Below are 13,650 nucleotides of genomic sequence, written 5' to 3' on the forward strand. Positions count from 1 at the left end.
GGCGCGGCTGGTGAAGCGCTGGCGCGCCTGGTAAAGCGCGAAGGCGGTTGGTGAAGCGCTGGGGCGGTTGATATTGTGCTGGGGCGGCTGGTGAAGCGCTGGCGCGGCTCGTAAAGCGCGAGAGCGCAGTGGCCGCGCCCCAAAAACCAATCAGCCCGAGGAACGCGGCGCGCTCATCGGGCTGATTGACTGACGGGTGATCCGGACGGCGGCGAGCTTACGAAGGCCGTGTGTCTCACACGAACGAATAGAAGACGCGGAACGCCACCTTGCGCTCGGCCCAGAACTCGGCCGCGTCGCGGAAGACATCGAGCAGCACTTCGCGCCCTTCCTTGTCGAATTTCTGCGCAATAGGAAGCTGCTCCAGCACGATCACGAAGCCCGGCTGCGAACCCGCCTTGTGGACGAGCTCGGTCAGCGAATCATAAAGCGCGTCGTAATTCTTGCCGAAGTGCTTCGGAAACAGGAACGACGTGGCGATCGTTTCCAGTATTTCCTGCTTGCTCTGCGCTTGGCCAAGGTACGCATACAAAAAATGCTGGCCGAGGCGCGTGGCTTCGTCGGCCAGATCCTGCACGCGAAACGCGCGGATGGACTGGACGATGTTCGGCCGCACCGTGGCGAACATGGCTTCCGCATCTTCTTCATGCAGGTGAGGCGCATGGGACTCGTCGGGACTGGTCTCGTCGCCGGGTCTGTTGTCGTGTTCTGTCATGCGTAGCCGCAATACTCGCTGGAACAGGTTGCCATCGCCGGTGGCGAAAAGATCACTCGCGACGCTGTGATCGTGCGCGTAGATGCTGTCGCTCATGCCGTTTATCCCTGGTTAATCCGTAATGCGTTTGAAACTGGTGTAGTGATCGTCCGTGTAGAAGCACTCGCCGATCTGCCTGCGCGGCCCGCCACATACGATGCGGCGCGCGCCGCGGTCCCTCGCGCGCGGGGTGGGAACCGTGTATTCATGGTAGTAGCCGCGCGGATGCCGAGGCAGCAGACGCTCGCGATTGCCGAACACCACGCCGTCCTTCTCGAAAGGGAACGGTCCGCCCGCCTCGATGAGCCGCAGCGTCGTGACCGCCTGCTTCGGCAACTGCGCGGTTCGGACGATGGCCAGGCCGTCCTGGCCTGATGCGGCCGGCGCGGCTGGCTGTGCCCGTTGAACCGCTTCTGCCGGCTGAACCGGCGCCGGGGTAGCGGACGCGACGGGTTCCTGGGAATGGCTGCCCGGCTCGTCCTTGCCACACCCGACGAGAACGATGCTCAAGCCGAGCAAGCAGGAAAGAGCCCAGACGCGCCTCACGAAACGATTGTCCCCGGGTTGAACCGAAATCTGGCGACCATTAAAGGTGTAAGGGTATCGCTAATAACAGGGCGAATCAATGTTCGCTCGGAAATCAGAAATTTTTCCCGAAGAAGCGGTCATCGGGCGCTTCGACAGGTTTCGGCGGCACCCACAATTTCGAACTATTCTGAGTGAAATTTATCCTCAACGAGATAATAATCAATGCCTGTGGGACTCGAGACCTCTGGACAAGCCGCCTCACTTGTCGCCAGTCTCACGGCACGCGCTCCGCCGACAGTCTTGCATTTTGGTGAAAAAGACAGCCTCGCATTTCGCCTGGGCGTGCCGCGCATCCTTTGCGGCACGCCTTTTTTTTGGTCATGGCCCTACCGCTCCCCTTTCTGTACTTATTCGGCCGGCTGTTGCGTTGTTTGACAATGACACACTGTGCGTGCGGGATAATTTCTCCGTTCTCTGAATCATGCGGACGGGGTCGTCCGTCTCGCGCCACGCGGCTTCCGATCTACACTGAATGATGTGAAGCCTGGAGCAGCAACCGATCAGCATCGCCAAATGATTGCATCGACTCGCCATTCGCCAGCCAGCACGCTCGACGTCTTCGAGGCGTTCCTGCGCAACGCGCTGGACGCGCAGCAGCGCAACGAATCCATCGTCCGCGACACCTGGCTCGACGCTGCACGACACTTGTTTCCCACGGATGGCGCGTCCGTCGGCGCGATGCTCCGGCAACTGGCGACGGAGCAACGGCTCGTCGATGCCGAAGCCATCGCGGGCACGCTCGCACAACTCGAACCGCACAACGCACTCGCGCAATTCAATCTCGGGCTGGCGCTGCAGTTCGCGAACCGCCACGACGAAGCGATTGCGCCCTATCTCGACGCGCTGGCCATCGATCCCGACCTGTACAGCCTGCGCAACAACCTCGCCGCCGCGCTGCTCGACCGGGATCCGGCGTCGTCCGAAGCGGCCCGGCTGCTCGAAACCGCGCTCGAGTGCGACACACGCGACGCCAACCTGTGGGTCAATCTCGCGAAGGTGCGTCTGGCGCGCTTCGACCTCGCGGGCTCGCTCGCGGCGAGCGAACAGGCTGTCAGGTTTGCGCCGGACGATCCGGTCGTCGTCAGCAACCACGGACAGAAGCTGCGCGAAGCCCAGCGCTGGGACGACGCCGAGCATCACGCCACCCGGGCGTTGCAACTCGCTCCGGACTACGCCGGGCATCGCTCGAACCTGGGCATGCTGCACCTCTTGCGCGGCCGCTACGCCGCGGGATGGCCGGGACACGAGGCGCGCTGGGACGGCTCGAAGGAACTGGCCGGCAAACGGCCGGTGTTCCCCGGCCCCACATGGACGGGCCAGCCGCTCGCGGGCAAGACGCTGCTGCTCTGGGGCGAGCAAGGGATGGGCGACCTGCTTCAGTTCTGCCGCTACGTCCCGCTGCTCGCCGAGCGCGTGCATCGCGAGGGTGGCCGACTGGTGTGGAACTCGTTTCCGCAGATGGGCGGGCTGCTCGGGCGCACGCTGGCCCGATTCGTCGACGAATTCACCCTGGGCGGCGGGCTGGAGTCGTTGCCGCCATTCGACTACGAAGTGTCGATGGTGACGCTCCCGTACGTCTTCGACACCCGCGAAGACACGATTCCATCGCACGTGCCGTATTTGCGGGCCGATCCGGCCGCCATCGATGGCTGGCGCGCACGCCTCGCCGGGGAAACGCGTCTGAAGGTCGGGCTGACCTGGACCGGCAGCCGCACGCACCAGCGCAATCCGTTTCGTCGCGTGGGACTGGAACGCCATGAAGCGTATTTGCGCGACCTCGACAACGTCGCGTTCTATTCCTTGCAGCCCGATGCCGCCGCGGACGTCGCCGCCGCGCGCTCAGCGGGATTCGACATCGCCGATCATACGGGCGAGTTCAAAAGCTTCGACGACACGGCGGCGTTCATCGGCGCGCTCGATCTGGTGATTTCGGTTTGCACGTCGGTGGCGCATCTGAGCGGCGCGCTGGGACAACGCACGTGGGTTCTGCTCGACGTCAATCCGCACTGGGTCTGGCTGCTCGATCGCCCGGACAGCCCCTGGTATCCGACCGCCACGCTGTATCGGCAAAGCAGGTTTGCCGAGTGGGACGCGGTGTTCGAGCGGCTCCGGGCCGACCTCGGCAAGCTCGCGGGCGAAGCGGCGGGAGGCACAGCGTCTTGAGTCATGGGCCATGAGTTGCTGGGCGCGTTTCGCATCGGTCGCGCTGAACGCCCATCCGAAGCCGCTCAAGCGGCGGACGAGAATTCGTCGGACGCCATCAAGGCTCGAATCAGCGGAGCATCAGGTCCAACCGCCCGATGCAGACGTCCCGGCTCACATCGGACGCGCTGAACGCCCATCCGAAGCCGCTCAGGCCGCGGACGAGAATTCGTCGGGCGCCATCAAGGCTCGAATCAGCGGAGCATCAGGTCCAAACGCTTGATGCAGACGTCCCGGCTCGCATCGGTCATGCGGAACGCCCATCCGAGGCCGCTCAATCCGAGGACGGGAATTGGTCGAGCGCCGTCAGGGCCGCTCGAATCAACAGAGCATCAGGTCCACCCGCCCGATGCAGACGTCCCGGCTCGCCGCGATAAAGCCGTCGAGCCTGCGCGGCCTGCGTTCCTCGATTCGAGCGCGGCCTGTCGCCCGGTTCGCGCCGGACAGCCGGCCGGGTTCGCCGAAGCGTCACGCGGCGCCCTCGCCGCGACCGGCGGCCATGCCGCGACGTCGCCACATACGAAAGTCAGCTCGTGCGGATCGGTGACATCGGTCTCCTCGCCCGGCATCGTGGCGACGGTATCGAGCACCGTCACCGACTGTTGCTCGCAAATCGATCTCGCGCGCTGCATGCAGGTCTCGCCGCTTGCGAACCAGCCGTGGCACTGCACTTGCCACGCTTGCTCGCCCGATCCGAGTGTCAGGAGACCGGCCGCGGACATCGGCGAGGACCAGTTCGTGCCGCCCGTCACGACGACCGCGACGAGCGCCACCAGAAGAAGTTGAAGGTTCATGACGTGCATTCGTGGATATCAGGGATCTCCGTCTGGCGCCTTTGCAGGCGGACGACGCGCGCCGTCCGCCTGTGACCGGCCGGAGCCGGAGCGTGTTACCACGGTGTCACCACTGATAAGACGCGCCTGCGCCGAATGCCGTCCCCGCGGCGCTGACACCGGCCCCGATCTTCACCTTGACGTTCTCCATGATCCGCGCCGAAGCACCGAGCGCCGCTGCCTGATAGCCCTTGTAGGTGGCTGTGCCGACACCGACCGCGATCGTCTTGCCCTGATCGACGTCCGGAATCATCGTCAGCGCCGTGGCGGCCGCGACGCCCGAGTAGGCATAGCGCGCCACGGAATTGACCTGATTGCCGAGAGCGTTGAACTGCTGGTTCGTGTAGGCGTTGGCCTGGTTGACGCCTTCCGCGACGCTCTGGTTCAGCTGATTCACGTTCACCGCGTCGGTGCCTTGCGACCCCGGCGCGACGTTCGCGATCTGCCGCTCGCTGCCCGGCGCGCCGACCGACACGGTGTTGTCGCGATCCGCCACCGAATTCGAGCCGAGCGCCACCGAGTTCGCGCCCGTCGCCTGGCTGCCTGTACCGATCGCAGCCGAATTGGCGCCGGAGGCCTTGGCGCCCGAACCGATCGCGGCCGCTTGCGTGCCGGTCGCGCTGGCGTTGTAGCCGAGCGCCGCCGCCTGCGTGCCGGTCGCGCCGGCACTGGCGCCGAGCGCGGTCGAATGAGCGCCGGTGGCGACGGCGGCCTCGGTCGCACGATCGCCATTGGCGGCGACGAGCGGACTGCTGGCAGCCTGCGCCATGTTCGCGACGGTGCCGATGGCCTCGTTCAACTGATCGACGTTCACGGCATCGCCCCCGGCCAGACCGTACCCCACGTTGTGGAGCGTCGTGCCGCCCGTGTGCGTGGCCGTGCTGTAGGTCACGCCGTTCAGCGTGGCGCTGCTGTAGTTGGGCGTGCCGTTGGCGGTGGTGTCGTACTTCACGGCCGAGTTGCCCAGCGTGCTCGCGGTGTTCGAGATGGTCGTCACCTGAGTCTGCAGGCTGCCAACGGCCTGGTTCGTCGCGTTGAGCTGGGAGCCGTTCACGGCGTCGGTGGAGGTGGCGGAGAGGCGTCCCGCCGCCACGTTCGTGAGCGTGCGTTCGGCGCCCGGCGAGCCAACCGATACCGTGCTCGTCGCATTGGTGCCGGCGAACGTGTACGGGTTGCCGGCGATGGTCGCGTTCGGCGTATTGACGACCGGGGCGGTCGTCGAACCGGCGCCAAGGGCGACATCGCCGGGATTGGTCGACACCGCGCCCGAACCGATCGCCACCGAATCGAGACCGGTCGCCGTCGGGGCCGCGCCGGTGCTGTTGGCGTGGAAGTACAGGCTGCCGGTGCTCGTGATGGTGTTGATCGAGTTGATGGCGTTGGTGATGTCGGTCGAGTTTTGATCGATTGCCAGGTTCGAAGCGAAGAGCTGCGAGCCGTTCACCGCGTCGGTCGAGTTGCCGGCGAGGCGCCCCGCGGCGACGTTGGTGATCGTGCGTTCCGCGCCCGGCGCGCCCACCGAGACCGTGCTCGTCGCATTGTTGCCGGCGAACGTGTAGGGATTGCCGCCGATCGTCGCGCCTGGGGTGTTCACGACGGGCGCCGTCGTCGAACCGGCGCCGAGAGCGATATCGCCGGGAAGGGTCGCCACCGCGCCCGAGCCGATCGCCACTGAATTGGCACCTGTCGCCGTGGAGCCGGCACCGGTGCTGTTGTCCTGGAAGTACTTCGTGCCCGTCGTCGCGAGGTTGTTGATGGAGTTGACCGCGTTGCTGATGTCGGTCGAGTTCTGATCGATCGCCTGGTTGGAAGCGAAGAGCTGCGAGCCGTTCACCGCGTCGGTCGAGGTGCCGGAAAGACGCCCCGCCGCGACGTTGGTGATCGTGCGTTCAGCGCCAGGCGCGCCGACCGATACCGTGCTCGTCGCGTTGATGCCGGCGAACGTGTACGGGTTGCCGCCGATGGTCGCGTTCGGCGTGTTCACGACCGCTGCTGTCGTCGAACCGGCGCCGAGCGCTACGTCGCCGGCATTGCTCGAGATTGCCCCGGAACCGATGGCGACCGAATCGAGACCTGTCGCCATCGAGCCCGCACCGGTGCTGTTGGCCTGGAAGTACTTGGTGCCTGTGCTCGTGATGCTGTTGATCGAGTTGAGGGCGTTGCTGATGTCGGTCGAGTTCTGATCGATCGCCTGGTTGGAAGCGAAGAGCTGCGAGCCGTTCACCGCGTCGGTCGAGGTGCCGGAGAGACGCCCTGCCGCTACGTTGGTGATCGTGCGTTCCGCGCCCGGCGCGCCGACCGATACCGTGCTCGTCGCGGTGGTGCCGGCGAAGGTGTACGGATTGCCGCCGATCGTCGCGCCCGGCGTGTTCACGACCGGCGCCGTCGTCGAAGCGGAGCCAAGAGCGACGTCGTTTGCGTTGTTGGCGTGCGCGTTCATGCCAAGCGCAGTCGCGCCGTCTGCCGAAGCCGATGCGAGCGGGCCATAGGCACTCGCCCCGATGCCGCTCGCGCTGGACTGCGTGCCGATCGCCGTTGCGCCCGCTCCTGCAGCCGACGCCTGGGCGCCATATGCACTCGCACCGATGCCGCTTGCGCTGGACTCCGAGCCGATCGCCGTTGCGCCCGCTCCCGCAGCCGACGCCTGGGAGCCAAACGCACTCGCACCGTTGCCGCTCGCGCTGGCCTGTTCGCCAACCGCCGTTGCGCCAATATCCGAAGCGTTGGCGGAAGCGCCCACTGCCGTCGCGCCGTTGGCTGAAGCCGACGCTTGATTGCCGTATGCGCTCGCCCCCTCGTCGCTCGCCAGCGCTCCCCCGCCCGCAGCGACCGAGTCCGTGCCGGTCGCGGCCGCGGCCGGACCGGTGCTGTTGACGTGGAAGTACGCGCCCGTGGTCGCCAGGCTGTTGATCGCCTGATCCGCTGCGAAGAGCTGCGAGCCGTTCACCGCGTCAGTCGACGTGGCGGAAAGACGCCCCGCCGCGACGTTGGTGATCGTGCGCTCCACACCCGGCACGCCCACTGATACCGTGCTCGTTGCAGCGGTTCCCGCGAACGTGTACGTGGTGCCACCGATCGTCGCGTTCGGCGTGTTCACGACCGCTGCCGTCGTCGAACCGAGGCCGAGCGCTACATCTCCGGCATTCCCGGCAGTGGCACGCGCGCCCAGCGCGAGCGCCCCCGCGCCGGTGGCCGTGGCCTGATAGCCCAGAACGCCCGTAAATTCGCCGCTCGCCGTCGCGCCCGCGCCGAGTGCGGTGGCACTGATGCCCGACGCGCTTGCACTGCTTCCCAATGCCGTCGCCGCGGTGTTCGAAGCCAGGGCGCCGTCGCCAAAGGCAACCGCACTGCCGCCATTCGCCGTCGCGCTTGCGCCGATCGCGAGCCCGGGTTGCGCCCCCGCGGCGTCGCCGTTCGCAAACGACCCTTGACCGATCGCTATGGATGCCGGAGTCAACGCCTGCGCCCCGGTCGATATTGCGACCGAATTCAACCCCGCCGCCGTCGTGGTCTGACCGAGCGCAATGGCTGCCCCCACGCCCGACGCGGTCGCTTGATTGCCGAACGCGATCGAGTTCGGCGCCGACGCCGTCGCATTCGGTCCGATGGACGTAGAACCCGCACCGGACGTCACCGCGCCCGTACCGATCGCCACCGAGTCGACGCCCGTGGCCGTCGAGTCCACGCCCGTGCTGTTGGCGTGGAAGTACTTCGTGCTCGTGGTCCCGAGGGCGTTGATCGAGTTGAACGCGTTGCTGATGTCAGTCGAGTTCTGGTTGATCGCCTGGTCCGCGGCGAAGAGCTGCGAGCCGTTCACCGCGTCGGTCGAGGTGCCGGAGAGACGCCCCGCCGCGACGTTGGTGATCGTGCGCTCTGCGCCCGGCGCGCCCACCGAGACGGTGCTCGTCGCGTTGGTGCCCGCGAACGTGTACGGGTTGCCGCCGATCGTCGCGTTCGGCGTGTTCACGACCGCTGCCGTCGTCGAAGTGGAGCCGAGGGCGACGTCGTTCGCGTTGATGGCGTGCGCATTCGTGCCGAGAGCGGTCGCGCCCACAGCCGAGGCTGACGCGAGCGCGCCATAGGCATTCGCCCCGTTGCTGTTGGCGTTGGACTGCGTGCCGATCGCCGTTGCGCCCGCTGCCGCAGCCGACGCCTCGGAGCCCAACGCAATCGCACCGTTGCCGCTCGCGCTGGCCTGGCTGCCAAGCGCCGTCGCACCCGTATTCGAAGCGTTCGCGGCAGAACCCACTGCCGTCGAGCCGTTGCCTGAAGCTGACGCTTGATCGCCGTATGCGCTCGCCCCCTGGCTGCTCGCCAACGCGCCCCCGCCCGCAGCGACGGATTGCGTGCCGGTCGCGGCGGCGGCCGCTTCGGTGCTGTTGGCGTGGAAGTAGGTCGGGCCCGTGGTCGCCAGGCTGTTGATCGAATTGACCGCGTTGCTGATGTCAGTCGTGTTCTGATTGATCGCCTGGTTCGAGGCGAAGAGCTGCGAGCCGTTCACCGCGTCGGTGGAGGCGCTGGAAAGACGCCCCGCCGCGACGTTCGTGACCGTGCGCTCCGCTCCAAGTGCACCCACCGATACCGTGCTCGTCGCATTGGTGCCCTGGAACGTGTACGTGTTGCCGCCGATCGTCGCGTTCGGGGTGTTCACGACCGCTGCCGTCGTCGAAGCTTGGCCGAGGGCTACGTCGCCGGCATTGTTCGCGACTGCGCTCGAGCCCAGCGCGAGCGAACCCGGCCCGATGGACTTGGCCAACGTACCCATGGCTCCAGACAGGTCGCCGCTTGCAATGGCGCCTGCTCCGAGCGCCATTGCGGCACTACCGGTGGCTGCCGACTGCGACCCCAATGCAGTCGCCGCAACGTTCGAGGCGGTGGCACGGAGGCCAAGTGCTACCGTTTGGTTGCCGTTCGCTGTTGCCAGCGAGCCGATCGCGAGTCCGGGTGTCGCCCCCCCGGCGTCGCCGCTCGCAAGCGAACCTTGACCGATTGCGATGGATGTGGGCGTCAACGCCTGCGCCCCGGTCGATATTGCAACCGTATTCAACCCTGCCGCCGTCGCGGTCTGGCCGAGCGCGATGGCTGCCCCCGTGCCAGACGTGATCGCGCCATTTCCGAACGCGATCGAGTTCTGCGCCGCTGCCGTCGCATTCAGCCCGATGGCCGTGGAAGTACCACCTGAAGCCGTCGCATTATTCCCCAAGGCCACGGAGTCATTCCCCGACGCCAGCGTATGATCCGTCCCGGCGCCGCCCAAAGTTCCCATGGCGACGGCGCCCGAGCCGCTCGATGTTGCACCGTTTCCGACCGCGACGGCACCGTTGAAGCCCGTGGCCGTCCCGCCATCGACCGAACCGGCGGAGGCCGTATCCGCCATCGACAGCATCCCTCCAAGCAGGGCCACCGCGCAGGCCGCTGCAATCTTGCTGCTCGCTTTCTTTCCCCGTGCCTTCGCCGATTCCGCCACCGCGACCCACGTGCCGGTGGTCTCGTTCCACACTGTCCGATATGTCTTATTCATTTGTATGCCTAAGTCTTCAATAATGTTGCTGATACTTCATATCCGCAACGCAAGGTTCTTCAATGTCCAGGCGCTCCCCACCGGAACCACCTGACGCGTCAAGCGATCGATGCCGATGCGCCGCGGTCACTGGCGCGCCATGTCGGCATTGCGGCATCACTGATTGCGCAAGCTCCCACTCTTGCTTTCGGGCTTCACCCAACCTCCCCTTGACGGCTGCAGCGTTGCAAATCGACGACGATTTCCAGCGAATCGATCTGACCGAAATCGGCTTCCCTGGTTGATGCCGCCTGTGAATTCACTCGCGTCCCTGAAGCGTCATGTGGGACGCGACGGCTCGCCACGCGCCGTCGCGGCGCACGAACACGTCGGTGAAAGAGAACAGGAGTGCCGCCGGCTGACTGGACTGATTGAACCGGTTGGTCCCCGTGATGATTGCCGTGTCGCCGTAGGTCCTGACCTGCATGTCCTGCAATTGCTGTGTGGAGCCCACGGGCGGAGGCGCTGCGCTCAACACGTCGGCCTTGTTGCGGCGATGCCCGTTGCTGAGCGTCTCCACGAACGACGGGTCGAGAATCCGGTCGAGCGCCGCGATATCCCTGCTCGCCGTGGCCTGAACCCACACGCGCTCGAGCGCTTCCGGCGACGCAGAATCGCCCGTCGTTTGCGCAATGCATTGCATGCTCAACAGCGCGAACGAGATCGAAACAAAGCATTTATTGCGCGCGACACAAGATTTCATGGCGTGGACTCCAATACAGCCGTAACTGCGAACCAGCGATAAAAACGCTCGTTCTTCAAATGACATCGGGATTTCGCAATCAAGCTTTCGGCAATAGCTCACCCGCGCCGCCGAACGAGTGAAATCGTCGGCTGCGTGCGTGCAAGCGCGTTGCGTTCAAAGCGGCGGTCGCGTCACGGAGAGAACGGGATGCGACGGATGGCGACTCCCCAGAATCGCCACATGATTGGTTATCCGAAATTTATATGCGAATATTTACCTAAGACAATCTGTTTCAGCGTTGATCACGCCGTGTTTTCTCCCCAGCCTTCTTTCGCTCTTCCCCGGCGAAAGATTCAGCAGGAAACGTCATGGGTCAACAAAGTGTTGACCTCGATTTTCGATGGAGTATTCGATTGCAAGCAAAGCGCACATTGCTCGCGCCAGATAGCTTGAAACGCACGTTCCATTCCCCGTGCGAAGCGCGCACCGTCCATCAATGAAGAACGCTCCATGACCGTTCTCAGTTCAGACCGAAGCTTGCGCAAGCGACTCAGATCGTGGGCCGCTTCAACCGCCTTTTCAATGAAGCTCTCTTCCGAATCCGCGATCCATTCCGGCATGCTCAGATTGGACAGCAACGCATGACCCGCGCGACTGGCCGGCGTCTGGCCGGTCATCGTGAGGACCGGCACGCCCATCCACAATGCGTCGAGACTCGTGGTGTGGCCGTTGTACGGAAACGTGTCGAGCACGATATCGATCTCGAGATACGTAGCCATATAACGCTCGCGCGGACGGTAATCGACGAAGTCGAGTCGCGATGCCTCGATTCCCGCCGCTTCGAACTTCGCCACCACGTCCTCCCGCGCACGCCCCCAGGCAAGCAGCAGCATCAGGGTCGAGCCGGGAATGCGCCGCATCGCCTCGGCCCACAGTGCAAGAGTCCGATCGGTGAGCTTGCACGGATTGTTCAGGCATCCGAACGTGATGTGTCCCTTGGCGTCGGCGGGCAACGTGTTCACGTGGTGCGCCTGGTTGAGTGGCGCGTAACACCAGAACGTATCGGGCAGGTGAATCGACGTTTCGCTGTAGCAGTCTTCCCGGTTCGAACCCGGCGGATCGAGCCACGGATCGGTGAGGCGGTATCCGATCGCGCTGCTTCCCGTGGTCCCCGGATACGCCAGCCAGGCCACCTGGACCGGCGCGGGCTTCCGCGCGAAGAGCTGCGGACGCCCGCCCGCCATGTGCATGGTCAGATCGACCAGAACGTCGATGCGGTCGTCGCGGATCTGCTGTGCGAGTTGTTCGTCGTCGAGGCTGCGTACCTCGCGCCAGGCATCGGCGAGATGCGCGATCTCGTCGGTGATGCGATCACGGATATCGACGCTCGAATAACAGAATATCTCGACCGCGCGATGATCGTGATTGCGCAACAGCGGCAACATGAACAGGGCCTGGCAATGGTCGCGAAAGTCCGGCGAAACGTAGCCGATGCGCAAGCGCCGTTCGGGTGCCGGATCATTCCGGTACTGCAACGCCGCAGCGGCATGCCGGGCTTCGAAGCGGGCGGCGAAGCGCCGGCCCTCTTCGAGCACGTCGTAACCGGCCTCGCTGACGAAGCTGAGCGCGTAGACCAGATTCGAATGAGCGATCAGACAGTCCGGATCGATCTCGATGGCGCTGCGAAAACAGTTCAACGCCTCCTCGATGTTCCCCGAGTTCTTCGCCAGCAACACGGTGCCCAGTCCGACGTGCGCGGCGGCGAGACGCGGCTGCAATTCGAGCACCCGGCGCGTGAGCCCTTCGGCTTCGTCGAGCTTGCGCCGATTTTTAAGGAAAGCCCCGAAGTTGAAGAGCGCGCCCCAATGATTCGGGTCCACTTCGAGGGCGTGCCGGTAAGCGGCCTCGGCGGCTTCGGCGCGGCGCGTCTCCGCGAGGATATTGGCGAGATTGATCAGCGCCAGCACGAAACGCGGCGTCAATTCGAGCGCGCGACGCAACAATGCTTCCGCTTCTTCGAAACGGCGTTTTTCCGCCAGCAGACTGCCCAGCGCATTCAACGTACCGACATTGTTCGGCGACAGTTGCAGCGACATCCGAAAGGTATCGATCGCTTCATTCGAGCGTCCGAGCTCATTCAAAAGCCTCGCCAGCATTTCGCTTGCGCCTGCGAATTGCGGATCGGCGCGCAATGCATGACGCAAGGCCTGCTCTGCTTCCGCTTTTCGGCCCGTGTCTTTAAAAAGGGAGCCCAGATTGCACAGCGCCTGAGCAAAGCCAGGTCGAATCTCCAGCGCATGACGAAATGCAGATTCGGCATCGTCGAACATTCTTTGTTCGGCCAGCACCGTGCCCAGACTATTGAGCGCTTCAGGCCAATTGGGACGCAGCACGATTGCGCGACGCAGTTGCTCGAGCGCATCGGCGCCATTACCGAGTCTCGAAAGCAATCTTCCGAAATTGAAGCGGTACTCCGCCGAGTTCGGATCGAGTTCGACTGCGCGGTGAAACGCTGTCTTCGCTTCTTCGAGCTGATTCAGCTCCTCGTGCAGCCGCGCGAGATTGAAATGCGCGATGGCGAAATCGGGATCGATGTCCAATGCGCGACGCTGCGCGCTCATCGCTTCCTCATAGCGCTTCTGTGCTCTCAACGCCAGCCCGAGATCGGACTCGCCCGCCGCGCTTTGAGTGATCGAAAGAGAAATCTGAATGAGCGCTTCCGCTTTGGCGGGATCGCCATCCAGCAAATGAAGCACTCCCAGAAGATGATTGGCTTCGCAATGAAGCGGCACTTCGCTCAGGATGCTTCTGCAGCGGATTGCGGCCTGTACGCGGTCACCCGCGCGAAAGCATTCCAATGCAGATTCGAAAGACTGTGAGGTTACGAGTCCGGTGGCTTGCACGTCCGGCTTCCCTATATTGATTTGTATTGCGACCGCGCAGCGGACCAGCAGCCTCCGCTGAATTGCGCCTGCACTGGTGAGGTGCGAGATCCACGCAATGTTACAACAAGCAACTTATTGTTAGG

Annotated in this window: 6 protein-coding genes and 2 pseudogenes; 1 reads left to right on the forward strand and 7 read right to left on the reverse strand. The window is 64.6% G+C overall.

Annotation, left to right across the window (positions count from 1 at the left end; genetic code table 11):
• Positions 1-235 precede the first annotated feature (235 nt).
• The 3 genes and pseudogenes from QCE88_RS14150 to QCE88_RS14155 form a co-directional block, all read right to left on the reverse strand.
• Positions 236-628: pseudogene (locus QCE88_RS14150) on the reverse strand (barstar family protein); the annotation flags it as partial.
• Between the two features lie 74 nt (positions 629-702).
• Positions 703-811: pseudogene (locus tag QCE88_RS42045) on the reverse strand (barnase inhibitor); the annotation flags it as partial.
• Positions 812-826: 15 nt separating this feature from the next.
• On the reverse strand, positions 827-1,300 hold the full coding sequence (locus QCE88_RS14155) for a ribonuclease (protein WP_309902840.1): 474 nt from the start codon (positions 1,298-1,300) through the stop codon (positions 827-829).
• Positions 1,301-1,855: 555 nt separating this feature from the next.
• Between QCE88_RS14155 and QCE88_RS14160 the strand changes: the two genes are divergently transcribed.
• Entirely contained in the window at positions 1,856-3,505 is a 1,650-nt protein-coding gene (locus QCE88_RS14160) for a tetratricopeptide repeat-containing glycosyltransferase family protein (protein ID WP_309902841.1), read from the forward strand.
• Positions 3,506-3,876: 371 nt separating this feature from the next.
• On the opposite strand, the gene QCE88_RS14165 is transcribed toward QCE88_RS14160, so the two are convergent.
• From QCE88_RS14165 to QCE88_RS14180, 4 genes are all read right to left on the reverse strand, one after another.
• On the reverse strand, positions 3,877-4,338 hold the full coding sequence (locus QCE88_RS14165; RefSeq protein WP_309902843.1) for a hypothetical protein: 462 nt from the start codon (positions 4,336-4,338) through the stop codon (positions 3,877-3,879).
• A gap of 106 nt (positions 4,339-4,444) precedes the next feature.
• Positions 4,445-9,898 carry an ESPR-type extended signal peptide-containing protein gene (locus QCE88_RS14170; RefSeq protein WP_309902845.1) on the reverse strand — a complete coding sequence of 1,818 codons (5,454 nt, stop codon included), beginning with the start codon at positions 9,896-9,898 and terminating at the stop codon, positions 4,445-4,447.
• A gap of 298 nt (positions 9,899-10,196) precedes the next feature.
• Positions 10,197-10,640 carry a nuclear transport factor 2 family protein gene (locus QCE88_RS14175; protein ID WP_309902847.1) on the reverse strand — a complete coding sequence of 148 codons (444 nt, stop codon included), beginning with the start codon at positions 10,638-10,640 and terminating at the stop codon, positions 10,197-10,199.
• Between the two features lie 335 nt (positions 10,641-10,975).
• A complete protein-coding gene (locus QCE88_RS14180; protein ID WP_409018092.1) occupies positions 10,976-13,525 on the reverse strand; it encodes a tetratricopeptide repeat protein in 2,550 nt (849 codons plus the stop codon).
• Between the last annotated feature and the right edge of the window lie 125 nt (positions 13,526-13,650).

It is taken from the genome of Caballeronia sp. LZ035 (genome assembly GCF_031451175.1).
Lineage (GTDB): Bacteria > Pseudomonadota > Gammaproteobacteria > Burkholderiales > Burkholderiaceae > Caballeronia.

Bases quoted from the DNA above. Each gene is read 5' to 3' on its own strand.
- QCE88_RS14160 (WP_309902841.1), top strand. From the start codon at position 1,856: ATGATTGCATCGACTCGCCATTCGCCAGCCAGCACGCTCGACGTCTTC.
- QCE88_RS14165 (WP_309902843.1), bottom strand. From the start codon at position 4,338: ATGAACCTTCAACTTCTTCTGGTGGCGCTCGTCGCGGTCGTCGTGACG.
- QCE88_RS14170 (WP_309902845.1), bottom strand. From the start codon at position 9,898: ATGAATAAGACATATCGGACAGTGTGGAACGAGACCACCGGCACGTGG.
- QCE88_RS14175 (WP_309902847.1), bottom strand. From the start codon at position 10,640: ATGAAATCTTGTGTCGCGCGCAATAAATGCTTTGTTTCGATCTCGTTC.